Raw genomic sequence first — 19736 nt, 5'->3', positions numbered from 1 at the left:
GCCTCGGCAAGATCGCCCCGCACATGGCGCGGCCGCGATTGGCCGCCGCAAGGCCGATGCAGGAGTTCCAGGCTGACCCTCGGCGGCCATCGCCCGCGCCCCCGCGCGAATGGCTTGGCACCTCGCAGGTTGCCTAAAGCCGCGATCCGCCCTATCAGGCGGTCAGCGAACATGGACCCGGGTGCGATCCCCGGGTGGCTCTTCCGGCCGCCGATCCGCCGGACAACCTGGACAAGCCCGCCTGAACAGGACGGAACGCGCACCCCGGCACCTCGTGCTGCCGGTCAGGAAACATCACCATGATCTCAATAGACGCCTATCGGACCCAGTGGTTCGGCAACATCCGCGGCGATCTCATGTCGGGGCTCGTCGTGGCCCTGGCCCTGATCCCCGAAGCCATCGCCTTTTCGATCATCGCGGGCGTGGATCCGAAGGTCGGACTTTATGCCAGCTTCTCGATCGCCGTTCTGACCGCGCTGACAGGCGGGCGGCCGGGCATGATCTCGGCCGCGACCGCGGCAACCGCCGTGCTGATGGTGACGCTGGTCAGGGACCACGGCCTGCAATACCTGCTGGCGGCGACGGTGCTGACGGGCGTCATCCAGATCGCGATGGGCCTTCTGAAGCTGGGTTTCGTCATGCGCTACGTCTCAAGATCGGTGATGACCGGCTTCGTGAACGCGCTTGCGATCCTGATCTTCATGGCGCAGCTTCCGGAACTGGACCCGGGTCGCGTCACGTGGCTGACCTATGCGCTGGTCGCGGCGGGCCTGGCCATCATCTACCTGTTCCCGCTGCTGACGCGGGCGGTCCCCTCGCCCCTGATAACGATCATCGTGCTGACGGTCCTGACGATCGCCTTCGGCTGGGATGTGCGCACCGTGGGCGACATGGGCGCGCTGCCCGACACGTTGCCGATGTTCCTGGTCCCGCAGGTTCCCCCCACGCTGGAAACGCTGCTGATCATCCTTCCCTATTCCCTGGCGATCGCGGTCGTGGGGCTTCTGGAAAGCCTGATGACGCAGAACCTGGTCGACGACCTGACCGACACCAAGTCCGACCGCAACCAGGAGTGCATCGGCCAGGGCATCGCCAATGCCGCAACCGGCTTCATCGGCGGCATGGCGGGCTGCGCGATGATCGGGCAAAGCATGATCAACGTGAAGTCAGGCGGGCGGGGACGGCTTTCCTCGTTCACCGCGGGCGCGGTGCTACTGATCCTTGTCGTGTTCCTGGGCGACTGGGTGGCGCGCATTCCGATGCCCGCCCTCGTGGCGATCATGATCATGGTCTCGGTCGGCACCTTTTCGTGGTCGTCGATCAAGAACCTCAGGACGCATCCGCGGTCGTCCTCGATCGTGATGATCGCGACCGTGGCCAGCGTCGTCTACACCCACAACCTGGCGATCGGCGTTCTGGTGGGGGTGCTGCTGTCGGGCATCTTCTTCGCCGGCAAGATCGCGCAGCTCTTCAATGTCAGCACGTCGATCTCGGATGACGGGCGCGAACGCACATATGTCGTCCGGGGCCAGTTGTTCTACGGCTCGGTCGAGGATTTCATGGATGCCTTCGACTTCAAGGAAGCGCTGGACCGCGTCGTGATCGACGTTTCCGCCGCACATATCTGGGACATATCCAGCGTGCAGGCGCTCGACATGGCCGTGCTGAAGTTCCGTCGTGACGGGGCCGAGGTCCAGGTGATCGGAATGAACGAGGCCTCCGAAACACTCGTCGACCGGCTTGCGGTCCACGACAAGCCGGGCGCGGCCGACGCGTTGATGGCACACTAAGGGGGATGGACATGACACAGCAAGCGGACAAGATCGTCGTGCTCGTCGATGGATCGGTCTATGCGGCCAGCCTTTGCGACCATGCCGCCTGGATATCTGGCCGCACCGGCGCGCCCGTGGAGCTGATCCACGTGCTGGGGCGCCGCGAAACCTCGGCGACGCAGGATCATTCCGGCGCGATCGCACTGGGGGCCCGCACGGCACTGCTGGAGGAACTGGCAGAGCTTGACGCGCAGCGCGCGAAGCTGATCAGCCATCGCGGCCGCGCCATCCTGGACGACGCCCGCGCCATCCTGGAAAAGGCCGGCGTGACCGAGATCACCACCCGGCTGCGCCATGGCGACGTGGTCGAGGCCGTGGCCGAGGTCGAGCGCGACGCGCGGGTCATCATGATCGGCAAGCGGGGCGAGGCTGCGGATTTCGCGCGCGGCCATCTTGGGTCGAACCTCGAGCGGATCGTCCGCGCCAGCCACAAGCCGGTCTTCGTCGCCTCTCGCGCGTTCAGGCCGATCGCGAAGGTGCTGGTCGCCTACGACGGCGGCACCTCGGCCATGAAGGCCGTCGATCACATCGCCCGAAGCCCCCTGTTCCGCGGCCTGCAGGTTCACGTGGCGACGGTGGGGCCGGACACGGGGGAGGCAAGGAAAGGCCTGGCGGACGCGGCCGCCCTGCTAGATGCCAGTGGGATCGAAGCTGAAACCCTGATCCTGCAAGGTCAGCCCGAAACCGCCCTGGGCAAGCTGGTCGACGAGGCCGGGTTCGATCTTCTGGTCATGGGCGCCTACGGCCACAGCCGAATCCGAAGCCTGATAATCGGTTCGACCACGACCGAGATGATTCGTTCCTGCAAGGTACCGGTCGTCCTGATCCGGTGATGCAGGCGCCTTGCCTCGGGCCCTGACGGTCCGGGGATCGCAGGCTTACCACGGCGTTGCGCCCTGCTTGGCCCAGACATCGGTGAAGTTGTCGCGGTTCGGCATGACGACAGCCGGCAGAGTCTGCGCGTTCATGGCCTCGGCCTCGCCGATCACGCCATTGCGATACAGGATGAAGGCCGCAAGCGCGTAGGCCTCGTCATTCGTCAGCGACTTGGGCGCGTCGATGGGCATGGCCCTGCGGATGTAATCGAACAGCGTCGTTGCGTAGGGCCAGTAGCGGCCCGCCGGCTTCGCCCAGATGTCGTTCGGCCCCACCGGAGGCGTGACGGGTCCCTCCACACCCGTTGCGCCGTGGCAGGCAGCGCATTTCCCGTCGTAGATGCCGGCGCCCACCGCTGCCGTGCCGCCACCTTCGGGCAACCCCCGGCCATCGGGCATCGCGTAGCTTGCGTACCAGGGGATCTCTTCGGCCGAAAGCGCCTGGCCAAGCCCCGGGCCTTCGGCCCAGGCGCCGTTCGCGCAGAACAGAACCGCAGCGGCGGGGATAAGCTTACGCATAGACATTTTGCACCATCCCTTCTGCCGTGATCTGCCATGCCTGGATCGCGTTGTTGTGCAGGAAATTCGAGGGGTCGTAGCGGGCTTTCCAATCCGACCGGGTGGGCTGCACGGCCCCCGTCAAGTCCTCGGCCCGGCTCATGAGAAGGGTCGGTGCCCCCTCCCAATGCCAGGGCAGGCGGAAGCGCGTCGTCGCGCGGGACAGCACCGGCTGAACCAGTTCAGCCTCGGCCCAGCTTGCGCCGCCGTCGGCCGAGATCTCGACCTTGCGGATGGGTCCGGCCCCGGACCAGGCAAGCCCCGAGATTTCGTAGAAACCGTTGCCCGTCATGGTCATCGTCGACGACGGATGCGTGATGATGGATTTCACGCCCATTCCGAACGTGAATTCCACCGAGGTGCCGTCAGCCAGCAGTTCAGTATATTCGCCGGATTCGTCCTTGGTATGCGCGGGGGCGTCCGTCGCCCAGAGGCTGGTGAGCCACTTGACGTTCATGTTGCCCTCGAAGCCCGGCACCAGAAGGCGCATGGGATAGCCCTGCTCGGGTCTGACACGCTCCCCGTTCTGGTAAAGCGCGAGGATCGCGTCATCCATGAGCTTCTCGATCGGGATTGAACGGGCAAGGCTTGGTCCGTCGTTGCCGACGGCGACCACCCAGCGCCCCTCGGGCTTCACGCCCGCTTCGTCCAGAAGCACGCTCATGGGAATGCCGGTCCATTCGCTGTTCGAAAGAAGCCCGTGCAGGACATCGCACCCCGCCTGCATCGGCTCGGGCATGATCGCATTGAAAAGGCTGTTGCCCGCGCACTCAAGGAAGTGGGTTTCCGTCACCATCGGGTAACGCCCCAGAGAGTCGAGGTCGAACTTCAGCGGCCGATCGACCAGGCCATGAATCATCAGGCGGTGCTGATCCGGGTCGACGTCCGGCCGCCCGCCATGGTGAAGCTCGTAGTGCAGGCCGCTTGGCGTGATCGTTCCGCGAAGCTTCTGATGGGGCGTTCCCGAAATGCTGAAGCTGGGCGCGACCTCCTTGTAGGGTTCGATGATGGCGCGCTGGACATCCGCCTCCTGTTCCGCCGGCATGCCATATCCACGGGCGCGCGCGCCGGCCACCTTGACCCAGTCGGGGATCAGGGGATCGGCCCGCGCGCCCTTGGGTATCGTCAGCCCGGCGAAGGTCGCGCCGCCCCCGATCGCGGCGGCACGAAGCAGCGACCGCCTGTTCATCAGGCCGCCGCCCGCGACGTAGTCGAGCGCTGTTGGATTGAAGGAAGAATGTGTCATGGTCCGGTCCCTCTCGCTGCCAGAAAGCGCTGCTCGGTCGGGCCTCGGACTGCGGGCATCAAGCCGCATTGGGCAAAGACTACCACAAACGGCCGATTGCTCATACCCCCGGACCAGTCCCGGGGGGGCGGGGCATGGACTGTTCAGGAAACCGGGATTTGCGCGGCAGCTCGGTCTACCAGACGTCCGGGTCTATTCCCTGCGCTTCGAGAACCGCGAACTTCTCTTGCAGGAAACGCTGAAAAGGCCGCTCGCGGTAGGCCCCGCCCGCGACGTATTCGAGGCCGGACAGGTGGTGAAAGGGCTTGAAGTAGCCGGGAAGCCGAAATGCTTCACCCGCGCCAAAACCGGTCGCGCCGGCACTGTCGGGCGGAAACAGGATCTGGGTCGGAGTGAAATTCACATACCACTTCCGCGCGAGATCCCGTTCCTCAAGCTCCTCGCCGTCGAAATCCAGAACTTGTCGCGCGCCCCAAAGGTCTAGCTGCAGGACGTGATAATTGGCTTCGATGAAGCTCCTGATCTCGGCGCGCTCGAAATTGACATGGTGAAGTTCGCGGCAATAGGGACAGCCACGCTGCTCGAACAGGACGATCAGACCCTTCCCCTCGGCAGCGGCATCGTCCAGATCGCTTCCCAGTTCCAGGAAGCTGTCCAGAAAGAACGGCTGCTTGTGAAGGCCGTCATCGCCCAGGACCGGTTGAGCCCCCGCGCGCGTCGCCGGCGCCGCCGCCGCGGCCGCCAGATATAGAAACAGGTCGCGTCGCCTCATCGCACGAACCCCCAGCTGGATGAGGCAATGGTAGCACGTTTTCGGGCTTTCGCGAGGGGTGCCGACCCGAAGCCGGCACCGCGATACCATCAGCTGGTGCCTTCACCATCGCCGCGTGTTCGCTATTGTTCCGTCAGTGCGCTGCCGACGATGCGCGGCCGCTTCCCTGCCCGAAGGAGATCGCCATGACCTCGTCCCCCTGCCCTCCGCTCAGCGATGAAGACTGGCCGGACCAGCTGCGGGACATGCGCGAAGGTTTCGCAGGTTCGTTGAATGTCTACCGCACCATGGCGCACAACCCCGCGCTCTTGCGGGCCTGGTCTCCGCTGCGCCAGCATGTCGTGCGCGACAGCGCCCTTGGGCCCGAAAGGTCCGAGGTCGTGATCCTGCGGACGGCGCATCGGCTGGGCGCGCCCTACGAATGGGCCCATCACGTCAGCCGCGCCCGCAAGCTGGGCTTTTCCGACGCCCGTATCGCCGCCCTTGCCGGTCAGCCAGAGGGCGAGGACGCGCCGATCGCCAGCGCGGTCGACGCGCTGCTGGACACGCACCGGTTGCCTGCCGCGCTTGAAGCCGAGTTGGCCGCGATCATTGGACGGAAGGGGGTCATCGACCTGATCGCCACAGTCGGCTTCTATTCGATCCTTGGCTACCTGGTCATGAGCTACAGTACACCGCTGGACGACGACATCGCCGAGGAACTGGCGCGCACGCCGCTTCAACCGGGCCCGCAGCCATGACCTGGGCCAGGCAGTTGGACGCCCTCAGTAGATATACGCACCGCTAAGCTTGCGGGCACGGTCCACGGCCTCAAGCCCCTGTTGGGCGGCTGCGTTCCCCGCCGTTGCGATGGCGGCCAGCAATGTCTCGATCACAAGCATCACCGCGACAAGCGACGGATAGTAGTGCGGGCTGGCGGTTGGCGCGAGAAAGACCGTGTCCGCGTGGCTTGCCAAGGGCGCGCTTGGCCGATCCGTAATCGCATAGACGCTTGCCCCACGGTCGCGCGCGAACTTCGCGGCGTCGACCGTCTGGCGCGCATAGGGCGCGAGCGAGAGCGCAAGCAGAACATCCCGGGGGCCGATGCTCGCAATCGTTTCGGTTGCCGGCTTGTCGCCCGATGAGGCCAGGATCATGCCCGCCGCCGCCATGTCGCCGGACGACTTGATCAGCCCCGCAAGCCAGTGCATCGACCCGCTGCCGATTATGAATGTCCGCTCCGCCTGGTGAACCGCGCGCGCGAACGCTTCGACCGCGGCGGGATCCAGAAGCTTCAGTGTCTGCTTCAGATTCCGGTTTGCGGACTCGGCGATCTCTTCGCGCAGCCGCGCCTCTGCCCCCTTCGAAAAGGAGGAGCGCAGGGCGTTCACCCGCGGGCCGAAGCCCCGCTCAAGCAGTTGGCGCTGGAACTCGGACCGGAAATCCTCGTAGGAGGCATAGCCGATCTTGCGGGCAAGCCGCAGCATGGTGGGCGATGTCACACCGCAGGCGGTGGAAATGGTGCGCATGGAATCCAGCGCGATGCGATCGGGATTGTCCAGCGCATAGCCTGCGGCCTTGGCCATCTTGCCCGGAAGCGAGGGCAAAGCTTCTTTCAGCAGCTTGATCGGGTCATTCATGTTAACCTCGGGTCGCATCCAGGCAATTCGACTCTGCACCGGTTTTCGAGATGTAGCAATTGCTATGAAGATTGGTTGAATGTAGCGTCCGGAACATGTTGCCGCGCGGCGATTCTTCGACACGGCGTTTCGCAGCTTTTGCGACGAGCCGGCGCGGGGCAAGAGATGCTTTGATAAACCGTCAGGGAGGCTAAACAAATGAAAAGATTGATGGGCGCCGCAGCGGCGATCGCCATGGTGGCCGCGTTCTCCACCGCCGCGCAAGCTGACAAGCTGGACGACATCAAGGCCGCGGGCAAGATCGTGGTCGGTGTGAAGCAGGACTACAAGCCCTGGGGTTACCTGACCTCGGACGGCGAGCTCACGGGGCTTGAGATCGATCTTGCCAAGGACGTTGCCAGCCGTCTGGGCGTCGAGGCGGAGCTTGTGCCCGTGGTCGCTTCGAACCGCATGGAGTTCCTCCAGCAGGGCCGCATCGACCTGATCATCGCAACCATGGGCGACAACCCCGAGCGCCGCGAGGTCGTGGGCATGATCGAGCCGAACTACTACGCCGGCGGCACGAACGTCATCGCCCCGAAGGCGGCTGGCCTGAAGGAATGGGAAGACATCCGCGGCAAGGACGTCTGCGCGCTGCAGGGGTCGTACTACAACAAGCGCGTGACCCAGCTTTACGGTCCGAACCTTGTCGCCTTCGCCGGCATCCCCGAAGCGACCTCGGCGCTGACCAACGGCAGCTGCGTGGCCTTCCTCTACGACAACACCTGGATCGAGTCGCAGCTGGCATCGGACCCGCAGTGGGCCGATTACGAAATGCCCTTCGTGACCGAGGACCCGCAGGCCTGGTCGATCGCGGTGCCGCTTGAGGATCTGGACCAGCCCTACGGCCAGCTGATGAGCGAGATCGTGACCGACTGGCACAAGACCGGCTACCTGATCGAGCGCAACGCGGCCAACGGCATCGCGCCGAGCCCGTTCCTGCAGGAACAGCACGACAAGCTCCAGTAAGGCTTGGCAGACACTGACCCCGAGCCGGCGCCAGCAATAGCGCCGGCTCGGACCATTTGCGGGGAATGGCATGGACTCTGTGCTCGATTGGCTCCGACCGGATTGGTTCTTCGATCTTTCGGTCGTTCAGGACGACTACAACCGCGGACGGTATCTGGCCGGGCTGTGGATGACGGCCAAGCTGTCGACGCTTTGCATCCTGCTTTCGCTCGTCGTGGGCGTCGTGGGCGCCGCGGCGCAGGGCGCCCGCAGTCGGACATTGCGCGTGCTGGTCGGCTTCTTCGTCGCCTTCTTCCGCAACACGCCGCCGCTTGTTCAGCTCTACTTCTTCTACTTCGCCATCGGCACCATCCTGCGCGTAACCGGTGAAAACGGATTGCCCCAACCGCTGGTCAGCAACTTCGGCTGGGCGCTGATCTCGCTTTCGCTGTTCGCCGGAGCAATGAATGTCGAGATCTTCCGCTCGGGGATCGAAGCCGTGCCGAAGGCGACGATCGAGGCGGCCGAGGCGTTGGGATACACCCGCCTTCAGACCTACCGCTACATCGTGCTGCCGCTGGCTGTTCGCATCTCCATGTCCGCGCTTGGCACCAACCTCGTGAACCTCGTCAAGACGACGACGCTCGCCTACGCGATCGCGGTTCCCGAACTGCTCTACGTGGCCGCCCAGATATGGTCCGAGGATCTGAACGTCCGGGAGATGATGAACGTCCTTCTGTTCTCCTACGTCGGCATCGTCGCCGTGCTCGTCTGGGTCCTGCATCGGTGGGAAAAGGCGCTGCGCATCCCGGGTTATGGAGGCTGAGATGAAGACCCTTTCGAACCACGCCCCCGTGAAGGGACATCTTCCGGTGCTTTTGCCGGTGCGCCGGGTCCTGCTGTCCGATATTCCCTTGCAAGATCGCCTGTTCAACGTCTGGACCGCCGCGGCGCTGCTTCTCGCCTTTGTGGCGGCGGCGGTCGGTCCATCCTTTGCCCAGGCCGAGGCGGCCCCGGCACGTTCGATCGCGGCGATCCTGCTGGAGTGGACGCCGTCGCTTGCCCTTGCCTTCGGCTTCAATGTCCTGATCTCCATCTTCGCGATGGCGATCGGGACGGTCATGGGCGTCGGGCTTGGGATCCTGCAGGTCTCGCCGACCGCCGCTGTCCGCAAGACCGCTTGGGTCGTGACGCAGTTCTTCCGAAATTCGCCGTGGCTTGTGCTTCTGTTCTACTGCATCCTGCTGATCCCGTTCAAAGTCTCGCTCTTCGGCGTGTCCGTGCCGTTCCCCGGCTGGATCAAGGCGGTGATCGGCCTGTCGCTGCCAGTCATGGCCTACATGTCGGAATTCATGCGCGGCGCCATCCTCTCGATACCGACGGGCCAGTGGGAATCCGCAAGCTCGCTCGGCTTCAGCCGGGGCCAGACCATGCGGGAAATCATCCTGCCGCAGACGGTGAAGCGCGTGCTTCCGCCCTGGATGAACCTTTACGCGGTGCTGACCATGGCCACGCCGCTGGTCTCGATCGTGGGCGTCAACGAAGTCATGAGCGTGACCCGCGCCGCGCTAAGCGCGGAAGGCCGCGTCGATCTTCTGATCCCGATGTACCTCTACATCCTCTGCTGGTTTTTCATCTACTGCTACCCGATCAGCGCCCTCACCAGTCGTCTCGAACGCCGGTTCGCGGTCAAACTTTGAAGGAGAACGGGCCCATGAGCTGGACACCCGACCAACCGATCGTCTCGATCAAGGATGTTCACAAGTCCTTCGGACCCGTGGAGGTCCTGCGCGGCATCAGCATGGATGTGATGAAGGGCGAAGTCGTCTGCATCATTGGACCGTCCGGGTCCGGAAAGTCGACGCTGATCCGCTGCATCAACGCGCTGAACGACATCCAGAGCGGCTCGATCACCGTCGAGGGCCAGGAAGTGCATGACCCCAAGCTCGACAAGCTTGCGCTGCGCAAGAAGGTCGGGATGGTCTTCCAGCAGTACAACCTGTTCCCGCACAAGACCGCGCTGCAGAACGTCATGATGGCGCCGATCAAGGTGTTGAAGCAGAACCGCGCCGACGTCGAGGTGCGCGCCCGCGCCCTGCTCAAGAAGGTGCGCCTGGAGGGCAAGGAGGACAGCTATCCCGGAGAGCTTTCGGGCGGCCAGCAGCAGCGCGTCGCGATCGCCCGATCGCTCGCAATGAACCCCGACGTGATGCTTTTCGACGAGGTCACGGCCGCGCTTGACCCGGAAACCGTGAAAGAGGTCCTGGTCACGATCAAGGACCTTGCCGCGGACGGCATGACCTGCATCCTTGTCACGCACGAGATGGGTTTCGCGCGCGAGATCGCGGATCGCGTCTATTTCACGGACAAGGGCGTGATCGTGGAATACGGGCCGCCCGCGACGTTCTTCGAACAGGCCAAGGACCCGCGCACGCGTCAGTTCCTCAGCCAGATCCTCTGAAGTGCCGCCAGATGCGCAGCGAGTTTGACAGCATCGGCGGCGTCGAGGTTCCGAAGGACGCGCTCTACGGGTCCAACACGGCGCGCGGTGTCGAGAATTTTGCCGGCCTCGGACGCCCCTTGGGCGAATACAGGAACCTTGTCGCCGCGATGGCCCGCGTTAAGCGGGCGGCGGCAATGGCCAACCTGGCTGTCGGCGCGATCGAGCCGCGCCTTGCCGATGCCATCTGCCGCGCCTGCGACGAGATCGCCGAGGGCCGCTACGATGACCAGTTCGTCGTGCCGCTTGCCGAGGGGTCCGGCGGCACGTCGATCAACATGAACATCAACGAGGTCATTGCCAACCGCGCCGGAGCGTTGCTGGGTGATGCGCCGGGCAGCTACGCCTCGGTGCATCCCAACGATCACGTCAACCTGGGCCAATCGACCAATGACGTGGTTCCCACTGCGATCAAGCTTGGCTGCATCCTTGCCTCTGCCCCGCTGTTCCTGGCGGGTGAAACCCTGGTGGCCGCGTTTCGGGCCAAGGCGGACGAGTACCGAGAGGTTCTGCGGGTCGGCCGGACCTGCATGCAGGCGGCGCAGCCGATGACCTATGGCCAGCTTTTCGACGGCCACGCCGCCAGCGTTCTGCGGGCCGTGGGTGCGGTGCGAAAGGCCTGCGACGACCTTGCCGTCGTGCCGATGGGCGGGACCGCCATCGGCACCGGCCTTGGAGCGGCGCCGGGCTATGGGGACGCAATCGCGGGCGCGCTTACCGACGTCTTCGGGTTTCCGGTATCGCGCGCGGAAAACGCGTTCGACGGAATGGCCTCGGCCGATGGCTTCGTGCGCCTCTCGTCGGAATTGCGCAATCTTTCCTCGGTTGCGGCCAAGATCGCGGCAGACCTTGTCATTCTGGGAAGCGACGGCCCGTCGGGCCTGGGGGAGGTCATGCTTCCCGCGGTTCAACCCGGTTCCTCGATCATGGCAGGCAAGGTCAACCCGGTCATCTGCATGGCGGTACAGCAGGTGGCGTTCGCGATCCACGGGCACGACGCCACTGTGGCGCTGGCCGCCCAGGCCGGCCAGATGGAGATCAACCACTTCGAACCGGTGATGGCGCAAGCGCTTTTCGAATCCCTAAGTCTTGTCACGAGGGGATGCGAGCTGTTCGCAAAACGCTGCATTTGCGGGCTGAAGGTGGATACCGAGCGTTCCTACCAGAATCTCGCAGCCTCGTTCGCGGTCTCGACGGTCTTTCTGCGCCGGCTCGGATATGCGCGGGTCGCGAAGCTGGCCAAGCAGGCGCAGGCGATCGGCGCGCGTCTGACCGATCTTGCCGTCACCGAGGGCTTGCTGTCGGAATCGGAACTGCGCGAGGTGCTTCGGACCGCGGCCCATGGCCGTGTCGATGAGGAACGTCACAGCATACGGTCGTGACCAAGCGCCTTGTCAGCGATGCCACGATGCCCTTCAAGCCTGCTGCCCTGGCGTCAAGCAAGGCTCAGCCTCGCCATCCTTCCGCCATCCACGGCATGAACCCGACCCGTCATCAATGCGGCACCTTGGCACAATCGCGCAGACGCGCCCAGCAAGCGGGGCCGAAACAAGTCACGCGAGCGGCGGACGCGCGTCGCCAAGGTATCTCACGAGCCCGGCATCACGGCCGATCGTTCCCGCCCGGCTTGAAAGGTTCGGCATAGGACATCTGCGCGGCGTTTCCGACAAAGGAAGAAACGGCGCTCATTCCCTTCAAAAGCACGATCGGAAGCAGAACGAGGGCGATGGCGCCGGCGCCCCACCTGACCACCGCAGCCTTTCTTTTGCGGGGCCTTTCCGATCGCGGGATGCGCGCGTTCGCCGCCTTGACCTGCGCGCCGCGAACCGTATCCGCATAGGCACCCGAGAATGTGAGTGTGCTGTAGAGATCGCCAAACATCTTGCTGCTCCTCTCCCGGGCTCAAGGCCGAACGCCCTTGCCCGACAGCAGCAATCGTACCGGGCGCCCGTCTTGCCACCGTGAAACGCGGCGTGAATCCGGGGGCCCAAAACATTGCCGCACGTGATTTTGTCGTTAATAATCTTCGGACAGCGCAAATCTGGCCCAAGGCGGACGGGCATGTATCGATTGACACTCTCTGGCGCGTTTTCGCTCACCGATTCAGAAGGCGCCCAGGTTCAATTGAAATCCCGCAAGGCAAAGGCGCTTCTGGCCTATCTGGCGCAATCGCCCGGAAGGCCCAGGAGCCGGGAGGAAATCGTTGCGCTGCTCTGGTCCGACCGGGGCGCGGCACAGGCGCGGGCATCGCTCAGGCAAACCCTCTCCACGTTGCGAAAGGAACTGGGGGAACATGGCGCCGCGATCCTGCGCATAGATGCGGACAGTGTCGCGCTTGAGGCCGCGAGGGTGGCTGTAGACCCAAACGGGGGCGAGGACTTCCTGGCGGGGCTGCACGTCAACGACCCCGCGTTCGACGACTGGGTGCGCGACATGCGTCTTGCGCCGCATGACGGCACGGCGCAGACGCCCGCGTCCGGATCCGGGCTTGACCATGACAGACCCTATGTCGCGGTTCTTCCCTTCGCCAACCTGTCCGGAGACCCCGACCAACAGTATTTTGCGGACGGCATCACCGAGGACATCATCGCCGAGCTGTCACGCTTTCAGTCGCTCTGGGTGATTGGCCGCAGCTCGTCTTTCGATTTCTCGAAGCTCGACAGCGCCGAACGGGACGCGGGCCGAAGTCTTGGCGTCAGCTACATCGTCGAAGGAAGCGTGCGCAAGGCGGGCGACCAGGTGCGCGTCGCGGCGCAATTGATGGATGCCAGTGACGGCCTGCGCATCTGGGCCGATCGCTACGACCGCAAGCTGGAGGACATATTCGTGGTCCAGGACGAGGTCGTGGCCGCGGTCGTGGCAAAGCTTGGACTTAGCCTTGATGGCCGGGAAACCACACTCGCCCGACGTCGCCCCCCGAACAAGCTGAGCGGCTACGATCTGCTTCTTCGCGCCCGCTCGGCCTGGTGGCACGGCGACGACAGGGCCGCATACGATCTTGCGCGCAGATCGGTCGAGGCCGATCCCGGTTCTGCTGCCGCACATGCCTATTTTTCGCTTCAGCATGCCTATCAGTTCTTCACGGGATCAGTCGGGCTATCGCTGGACGAAATCGCGGAAAATTGCCGTGTCCATGCCGAGGCCGCGCTGGCACTGGATGACACGGATCCGATCGTTCACGCCTATGCAAGCATGGCGTTCGGCTTCTCGCCGCTTGCCGCCAAGGAGCGGGGACTGAAACATATCGAGATCGCCAGCACACTCAATCCGCACGACTGCGAGATCATGCTTTTTCACGCCTGGCAACTTGCCTTCGCGGGCGAACCGCAAGAGGCGCTGATCCTGCTTGCGAAGGCCAGCAAGCTCAATCCGCTTGGCGGGTTCATGATATCAGGCTGCTACGCCGACACGCTTTACATCAACCGCGACTACGACGGCGCGCTGGAAAGCTACAAGGGGCTGGCGGACCCGCCACCGGGCGTCGTCGCCGTTTTCGTCGCAAGCCTTGCGCAGCTGGGCAGGATAGATGAGGCGAAAGCCCTTCTCTCAAAGCTGGAAAGCGTTGCGGCGGGCGGCTTCAAGGCCGACCAGTACGCGCGTGCGCAGTTTGTCAGCTGCCTTCGCAAGGAAGACAAGGATAACTGGCGGCGTGGCTTCGCGCTTGCAGGCGTCACGTTCTAGGCGACGGTCCCCGCAGCGGCGGCACCGCGGTTCATTCCGCCGGCTGGTGTTCGCACGACCTGAGTAGCCGCAGAGGGCAAGGTCCCGCCTTGGGTTCATAGAAATCACGTTCCGGCGACCGATTGCCCGCGGCGCCTTGGTGGGCTTCCAACAATTCTGCAACATTTGCCGCAAATCCTTGATGCGAGGTGGTGCGGAAGGAGAAACGACATGAAGCGGCCGATCCTGATTTCGCTTGCGCTCCTTTTGTCCGCCACGGCTTCGGCCGCGCAGGACATGCGGCTATTCTCGATCGGGACCGGTGGCACGGGCGCCACCTATTATCCGCTAGGAGGGACGATCGCGAATGCGATCTCCAACCCGCCGGGATCGCGCCCCTGCGACGAAGGCGGAAGCTGCGGTGTCGCCGGGCTGATCGCGGTTGCGCAAAGCTCGAAGGGATCCGTCGACAACGTGCGGGGGATCGTATCGGGGCGCTTCGACTCGGGGTTTTCGCAATCCGACGTCGCCTACTGGGCCTATTCCGGGACCGGGATGTTCGAGGGGGAGCCGCCGCTTGAGAACCTCAGGATCATCGCGGCGCTCTATCCCGAGCACATTCAGTTGATCGCGCGGACGGACGCGCGGATCGAAACGGTGGCGGGGTTGCGCGGCAAACGCGTCTCGCTCGACGAAAAGGGATCGGGAAGTTATGCCAACGCGCTTGAGATCCTCAAGTTCCACGGGCTGACCGAGGGCGATATCGAGGCGCATTACCTGAAGTCCGTGCCCGCGGCGGAAGCGATCATCGCGGATGAGATCGACGCCTTCTTCATCACTGCGGGCTATCCGACCAACGCGATCATCGAACTGGCCGAGCGCGCCGACATCACGCTGGTCCCGATCGGTGGCGAGAATGCGGACATGATCGTCGAAGCCTTTCCCTTCTACAGCCGCGATACCGTTCCAGCGGGGATCTACTCCGGTATCGGAGCCACCGAAACGCTTGCCGTCGGCGCGCAGTGGCTGACCAGCGCCGAGGCCGATCCTGAACTGATCCATGCGATCACTGAGGCGCTCTGGAACGAAAAGAGCCGAACCTTGCTGGATGTCGGGCATTCGAAAGGCGCCGAAGTCACCTTGGAAACCGCCCTCGACGGGCTTGCCATCCCATTGCATGAGGGTGCCGCGCGGTTCTACCGGGCAGCCGGACTGTTGGACTGATCCCGCCGATGACGGCCGCCAGCGAAATCGCAGCAGCAGCCCCGGTGGCCGGAAGCCGGTCGACGGGCAGCCTGCGGCGGCGGCTTCTTGCCGCCTTCGTCGGGCTCAGCGCGCTTGTCGTCATAGCCGCGGCCATCGCGGTATTCTCGCTCTGGCTCAACCGCCAGAGCCATGACCGCATCGCAAACCAGGCGATCCCGATCGCGACGACGGCGCTCGACCTGACCCGAGTCGCACAGGAGATCGTCGAAACTGTCCCCGACCTGGCCTCTGCCCCCTCCGCCCAGGCACAGGCCGAGCTGAACTCGGCGCTTGTCACCCGCGTGGATCAGCTTGACGCGCTTCTGGACGAGATGTCGGGATACGACCTCGAAGCCAGAAGCGTCTCGGCCATAGAAAGATCGGCCTCGCTTTTTGCAGCGAATATCGACGCCATCAACAGGATGGTCAGCGCCAGGATCGCTGTTGAATCCACACTCGACAAGCAGGTTGCAACAGGACGCGAGGCGGTGGAAGGCATCCGTGTCCTGCTGGATGGCTACACCGAGGATCAGGCCGAGGGCTTGGCGCGCGTTCTGGCGGCGGACCCTCTGATAATCAAGCAAAGGCTTCGGCTGCTGAGGGCGCGGTCCGAGGCCGACGGCATCGGACTGTTGCTTGAAACCTTCGCGAGCCGCGATATGGGTGAGGCGACACGAAACGCCCAGAGCGGTATGGCCATCCTGCGGGCCGCGGTGGAGGACCTTGCCCCGGCCGACCGGGACGTGCTGACCGCGAAGCTGTCGGTGCTTGATGATGTTCTGACCGGCGCCGACAGTTTGGCCAGCCAGACGGCGTTCCGTCAGCAGCTTTCCGCCGCAGCCGATCAGGCGCTCAGGGAAAACTCCGACCTGGGCGCGCGCTTCGGCGCGGCGGTCGATCGCATGGTGAACGCCGCCAAAGGCGATGTCGCCGCCGCCAACCAGCACGCGGCGAAAGTCCAGCGGACGGCCTTCTGGCTGCTTCTCTCGGTGGTCCGTGCCACGATCGCCTCTTCGGTCCTGATCGTGCGGTTCTACGTTCAGAAGAACATCCTGGCACGGTTGAAGGCGCTCACCGAGTCGATGATGGCCATCGCCGGCGGCAATCTTTCGGCGACGATCCCCGAGCCCACGGGCGACGAGTTGGGCTCGATGGCCGCCGCGCTCAACGTCTTCCGAAACACCGCGGTCGAAGTCCGCGACTCGAACCTGCGAGAGATCCGGGAGACGCGGAGCCGCCTTTATCACGCCATCGAGAACATCCAGGAAGGGTTCGCCCTTTTCGACAAGGACGATGCCCTGACGCTTGCCAACGCGCAGTTCTCTGCGCTGCTGCTTTGCAACGAAGGCATCGTCGCGACAGGGACGATCTTTGGCGAGGTCCTGATGCGGATGCAGGAAACGGGCGTGCCGGCGCACGCGCCCTCCGACTGGCTGTCAGAGGCGCATGCCTACCACAGGAACCCGGAGGGAACGCAGATATGGGAACTGGTGGATGATCGCTGGATCGGCCTGACCGAACGGCGGACGGACGACGGCGGGCGCGTCGTGGTCGTGACCGACCTGACCGCCATCAAGCGGCACGAGAAGGAGCTTGACGCGCTGGTGGAACAGCTTCGCCGCGCCAGCGACGCCAAGTCGAGCTTCATCGCCAACGTCAGCCACGAATTGCGCACCCCGCTGACCGCCGTGCTCGCAGCGTTGCGGATACGGAACCAACGCCTACGCGCGTGGTTTCGACCGCAGTTTCGTGAACGGTGACCGATGCGTCGGCGGCCGGATCGAGCTTGCCTACGATGTCCTTCGCCCCGATCTTCGGGACGCGCGCCTTGACGCGACGCAGATGTTTCTTGGTCTGGACGGCGGCCGCGTCTGGGACAACGCAAACCCGGTCCTGCCCGCGACCAGCGACGGTTGGAGCAGTGTTTCCGCCGGCCTGCGTGTCCTGAGGGGCGAAGTCTTGGCCGAGGTTCTGGTATCGCGGATCCTTGACGAGCCCGTCGGAGCGTTCACGCAGTCCCGGTCAAGGCTATGGCTCAGGGTCGCCGCACGGTTTTAGGAACGCAAGTGGACCTGATAGGGGCAACCGCCCGGTGTTCAAGTCCGACTTTCTTTTCGTCCGGTCGCCGCCATAGTTTGCGACACTGCCCGCACCGCTTATTGCTGCTGAGCTTGGCGGGCTGCGTCTAGTCTTGCAGGTCTTCCGGCAGGAGCACATCGGGAATGTTCTGGTAGGAGACGGGCCTGAGGAAGCGGCGGATGGAGAGGGTCCCGACGGAGGTTGCGCCGAAATTGGTGGAGGCGGGGTATGGGCCGCCATGGACCATCGCGTCGGCGACCTCGACGCCGGTGGGGAAGCCGTTGGCAAGCACCCGGCCGGCCTTGCGCTCAAGCACCGGCATGAGCTTGCGGCCCAGTTCGGTATCGTCCGCATCCATGTGCAGGGTGCAGGTCAGCTGTCCCTGAAGGCTCTTGGCTACCGTCACCATCTCGTCGGCGTCTGCCACGGTGACGATCAGGCCGAGCGGACCGAAGACCTCTTCGCCCAATGCGTGATTTGCCAGCCAGTCCTTTCCGGTGGTCACGAAAAGATAGGGGGTTGCATTGCGAAGGTCGCAGGTCGAGGTCAGAAGCTCTCGCACGCCGGTCGATCCGGCGATCCGGTCGCGCCCGGCGCGGTAGGCAGAGGCGATGCCCAAGGTCAGCATGGTCTGCGACGGGGTTGGCTTCAGCTCGCTGGCCGCGGACGCCGAAAACGCCTCGGCCTCGGGGCCTTCGATCACCACCGCGATGCCGGGATTGGTGCAGAACTGCCCCGCCCCCATGGTCAGCGATCCGGCCCAGCCCTTTGCGATCTGCCCGCCCCGAGCCCTGAGGGCTTCGGGCAGCAGGAACATCGGGTTGACGGAGCCAAGCTCTCCGAAGAAGGGGATCGGTTCGGGACGCGCGGCGCAGAGATCGAAGAGCGCCCGCCCGCCCGCAAGCGAGCCGGTGAAGCCGACCGCCTTGATCCGGGGATGCTGCACCAGCGCCTGACCGACCTCGCGCTTGCCGCCCTGGATCAGGCTGAAGGTGCCGGGATGGACACCGCATGTGCCGATGGCGGCATGGATTGCCTCGGCGACGATTTCGCCGGTGCCGGGATGGGCCGAATGGCCCTTCACGACGACCGGGCAGCCAGCGGCGAGCGCGGCGGCGGTGTCGCCGCCGGCGGTGGAAAAGGCGAGCGGGAAGTTCGAGGCGCCGAACACCGCGACCGGGCCGATCGGTCGCTGCACGAGCTTGAGGTCGGGGCGCGGCAGCGGCTGGCGGTCTGGCAGCGCCGGATCATGGCGCCGGTCGAGATAGTCGCCCTTGAGGATATGGGCGGCGAAGAGTCTCAGCTGCCCGGTGGTCCGCCCGCGCTCGCCCTGAAGCCGGGCCTCCGGCAGGCCGGTTTCCTGGCTGCCGATCTCGGTGATCGCCTCTGCCCGCGCCTCGATCTCGTCGGCGATGGCATTGAGGAACGCCGCCCGCGCCTCACGGGTGGAATAGCTGTAGGACCAGAACGCCTCCTCCGCGGCCTCGCAGGCCCGGTCGACAAGCTCTACCGTCCCCGCCGAGAACGCATGCGCCTCCCCGTGCGCAGGCTCTGAGTGGAACACCGCCCCGCCCCCGATCCATTCGCCGCCAATCAGGTGCTTGCCAGAGGGTGTAAATGTCATGCTGTTCTCCTTACCGGCCCGTCTTCTGGCGCCAGTCTTCGTATTTCTTCTGGTTCTCTTCCTTGGTGCAGGGATAGAGACCGATGATGGGGGCGCCTGCCATGACCTCTTCGAGCACGAAATCCTCGAAGCTTTCCATGCCCGAGCAGACTTCGGCGATCTCGTCGGCGAGATGCGCGGGGATCACCATGACCCCGTCGCGGTCACCGACCAGCACGTCACCAGGAAACACCGCCACGTCGCCGCAGGCAATCGGCACGTTGATGTCCAGCGCCTCGTGCAGCGTCAGGTTCGTGGGCGCCGAGGGCCGCGCGCAATAGGCCGGCATGTCAAGCTTGCCGATGCCATGCGCGTCACGGAAGCCGCCGTCGGACACGACGCCCGCACAGCCCCGCACCGCCAGCCGCGTCACCAGGATCGAGCCTGCAGTGGCGGCGCGGGCGTCCTTGCGGGCATCCATGACCAGAACATGGCCGGGCGGGCAGGTTTCGACCGCGACGCGTTGCGGATGATCGGCGTTGCGGAAGACCTCGAGCGGGTTGCGGTCTTCGCGCGCGGGGATGTAGCGCAGGGTGAAGGCCTGGCCGACCATGTTGTCATCCTTCGGCGCGACCGGCGCCACGCCCTGGATGAACTGGTTGCGCAGCCCGCGCTTGTAGAGCTGCGTCGCAATCGAGGCGGTGGAGACCCGCTTCAGCTTTGCGCGGGTGTCCTCGGAAAGGATGTAGTCGGTCATGAG

At 64.7% G+C, this 19736-nt stretch carries 19 protein-coding genes and 1 other annotated feature; of the genes, 12 read left to right on the top strand and 7 right to left on the bottom strand.

The window, feature by feature from the left end; all coding sequences use genetic code 11:
• The first annotated feature begins 170 nt into the window (after positions 1 to 170).
• Positions 171 to 228 (top strand) — a sequence feature (sul1 is cis-regulatory element that is thought to sense ions involved in sulfur or methionine metabolism; They are found in Alphaproteobacteria).
• 71 nt (positions 229 to 299) lie between these two features.
• Positions 300 to 1790, top strand: coding sequence for a SulP family inorganic anion transporter (locus tag OEW28_RS02495; RefSeq protein WP_263733140.1), 1491 nt, complete (start codon positions 300 to 302; stop codon positions 1788 to 1790).
• An 11-nt stretch (positions 1791 to 1801) separates the two neighbouring features.
• A complete protein-coding gene (locus OEW28_RS02490) occupies positions 1802 to 2665 on the top strand; it encodes a universal stress protein (RefSeq protein WP_412174772.1) in 864 nt (287 codons plus the stop codon).
• Between the two features lie 45 nt (positions 2666 to 2710).
• On the opposite strand, the gene OEW28_RS02485 is transcribed toward OEW28_RS02490, so the two are convergent.
• The 3 genes from OEW28_RS02485 to OEW28_RS02475 all read right to left on the bottom strand — a co-directional run bounded on the left by OEW28_RS02485 (position 2711) and on the right by OEW28_RS02475 (position 5283).
• A complete protein-coding gene (locus OEW28_RS02485) occupies positions 2711 to 3232 on the bottom strand; it encodes a c-type cytochrome (protein ID WP_263733138.1) in 522 nt (173 codons plus the stop codon).
• Positions 3219 to 4511: a sulfite dehydrogenase gene (gene soxC / locus OEW28_RS02480; protein WP_263733137.1), complete on the bottom strand. Its 1293-nt coding sequence runs from the start codon at positions 4509 to 4511 to the stop codon at positions 3219 to 3221. The genes OEW28_RS02485 and soxC overlap by 14 nt, the downstream gene beginning before the upstream one ends.
• A gap of 175 nt (positions 4512 to 4686) precedes the next feature.
• Entirely contained in the window at positions 4687 to 5283 is a 597-nt protein-coding gene (locus tag OEW28_RS02475) for a thioredoxin family protein (RefSeq protein WP_263733136.1), read from the bottom strand.
• A gap of 185 nt (positions 5284 to 5468) precedes the next feature.
• Between OEW28_RS02475 and OEW28_RS02470 the strand changes: the two genes are divergently transcribed.
• Positions 5469 to 6023, top strand: a complete 555-nt coding sequence (locus tag OEW28_RS02470) for a carboxymuconolactone decarboxylase family protein (protein ID WP_263733135.1) — start codon at positions 5469 to 5471, stop codon at positions 6021 to 6023.
• A gap of 24 nt (positions 6024 to 6047) precedes the next feature.
• On the opposite strand, the gene OEW28_RS02465 is transcribed toward OEW28_RS02470, so the two are convergent.
• Positions 6048 to 6902 (bottom strand): MurR/RpiR family transcriptional regulator, encoded by an 855-nt coding sequence (locus tag OEW28_RS02465; RefSeq protein ID WP_263733134.1) that lies wholly within the window; start codon positions 6900 to 6902, stop codon positions 6048 to 6050.
• Positions 6903 to 7100: 198 nt separating this feature from the next.
• Between OEW28_RS02465 and OEW28_RS02460 the strand changes: the two genes are divergently transcribed.
• The 5 genes from OEW28_RS02460 (at position 7101) to OEW28_RS02440 (ending at position 11771) form a co-directional block, all read left to right on the top strand.
• Complete coding sequence (locus tag OEW28_RS02460; protein ID WP_263733133.1) at positions 7101 to 7910, top strand: transporter substrate-binding domain-containing protein; 810 nt, start codon at positions 7101 to 7103, stop codon at positions 7908 to 7910.
• A gap of 70 nt (positions 7911 to 7980) precedes the next feature.
• Positions 7981 to 8715 (top strand): amino acid ABC transporter permease, encoded by a 735-nt coding sequence (locus tag OEW28_RS02455; RefSeq protein WP_263733132.1) that lies wholly within the window; start codon positions 7981 to 7983, stop codon positions 8713 to 8715.
• Position 8716: 1 nt separating this feature from the next.
• Positions 8717 to 9589, top strand: coding sequence for an amino acid ABC transporter permease (locus tag OEW28_RS02450; RefSeq protein ID WP_263733131.1), 873 nt, complete (start codon positions 8717 to 8719; stop codon positions 9587 to 9589).
• A gap of 14 nt (positions 9590 to 9603) precedes the next feature.
• Positions 9604 to 10350 carry an amino acid ABC transporter ATP-binding protein gene (locus tag OEW28_RS02445; RefSeq protein WP_318527484.1) on the top strand — a complete coding sequence of 249 codons (747 nt, stop codon included), beginning with the start codon at positions 9604 to 9606 and terminating at the stop codon, positions 10348 to 10350.
• Between the two features lie 11 nt (positions 10351 to 10361).
• Complete coding sequence (locus OEW28_RS02440) at positions 10362 to 11771, top strand: aspartate ammonia-lyase (protein ID WP_263733130.1); 1410 nt, start codon at positions 10362 to 10364, stop codon at positions 11769 to 11771.
• Between the two features lie 220 nt (positions 11772 to 11991).
• Here OEW28_RS02440 and OEW28_RS02435 read toward each other — a convergent pair whose 3' ends face one another.
• Positions 11992 to 12270: a hypothetical protein gene (locus OEW28_RS02435; protein WP_263733129.1), complete on the bottom strand. Its 279-nt coding sequence runs from the start codon at positions 12268 to 12270 to the stop codon at positions 11992 to 11994.
• 243 nt (positions 12271 to 12513) lie between these two features.
• Between OEW28_RS02435 and OEW28_RS02430 the strand changes: the two genes are divergently transcribed.
• The 4 genes from OEW28_RS02430 to OEW28_RS02415 all read left to right on the top strand — a co-directional run bounded on the left by OEW28_RS02430 (position 12514) and on the right by OEW28_RS02415 (position 17352).
• Entirely contained in the window at positions 12514 to 14070 is a 1557-nt protein-coding gene (locus OEW28_RS02430; RefSeq protein ID WP_263733128.1) for a winged helix-turn-helix domain-containing protein, read from the top strand.
• A gap of 210 nt (positions 14071 to 14280) precedes the next feature.
• Positions 14281 to 15273, top strand: a complete 993-nt coding sequence (locus OEW28_RS02425) for a TAXI family TRAP transporter solute-binding subunit (RefSeq protein ID WP_263733127.1) — start codon at positions 14281 to 14283, stop codon at positions 15271 to 15273.
• Positions 15274 to 15281: 8 nt separating this feature from the next.
• Entirely contained in the window at positions 15282 to 17054 is a 1773-nt protein-coding gene (locus OEW28_RS02420; protein WP_263733126.1) for a PAS-domain containing protein, read from the top strand.
• Positions 17044 to 17352, top strand: a complete 309-nt coding sequence (locus tag OEW28_RS02415; RefSeq protein WP_263733125.1) for a hypothetical protein — start codon at positions 17044 to 17046, stop codon at positions 17350 to 17352. Before OEW28_RS02420 ends, OEW28_RS02415 begins: the two co-directional genes overlap by 11 nt.
• Before the next feature lie 127 nt (positions 17353 to 17479).
• On the opposite strand, the gene OEW28_RS02410 is transcribed toward OEW28_RS02415, so the two are convergent.
• Complete coding sequence (locus tag OEW28_RS02410; protein WP_263733124.1) at positions 17480 to 18997, bottom strand: aldehyde dehydrogenase (NADP(+)); 1518 nt, start codon at positions 18995 to 18997, stop codon at positions 17480 to 17482.
• A 10-nt stretch (positions 18998 to 19007) separates the two neighbouring features.
• Complete coding sequence (locus OEW28_RS02405) at positions 19008 to 19733, bottom strand: ribonuclease activity regulator RraA (protein WP_263733123.1); 726 nt, start codon at positions 19731 to 19733, stop codon at positions 19008 to 19010.
• Between the last annotated feature and the right edge of the window lie 3 nt (positions 19734 to 19736).

The sequence above is a fragment of the Albidovulum marisflavi genome, assembly GCF_025751435.1.
Classification (GTDB): domain Bacteria; phylum Pseudomonadota; class Alphaproteobacteria; order Rhodobacterales; family Rhodobacteraceae; genus Albidovulum; species Albidovulum marisflavi.
The sequence above is the reverse complement of the archived record's forward strand: the minus strand, read 5'-3'. Positions and strand labels throughout refer to the sequence as shown.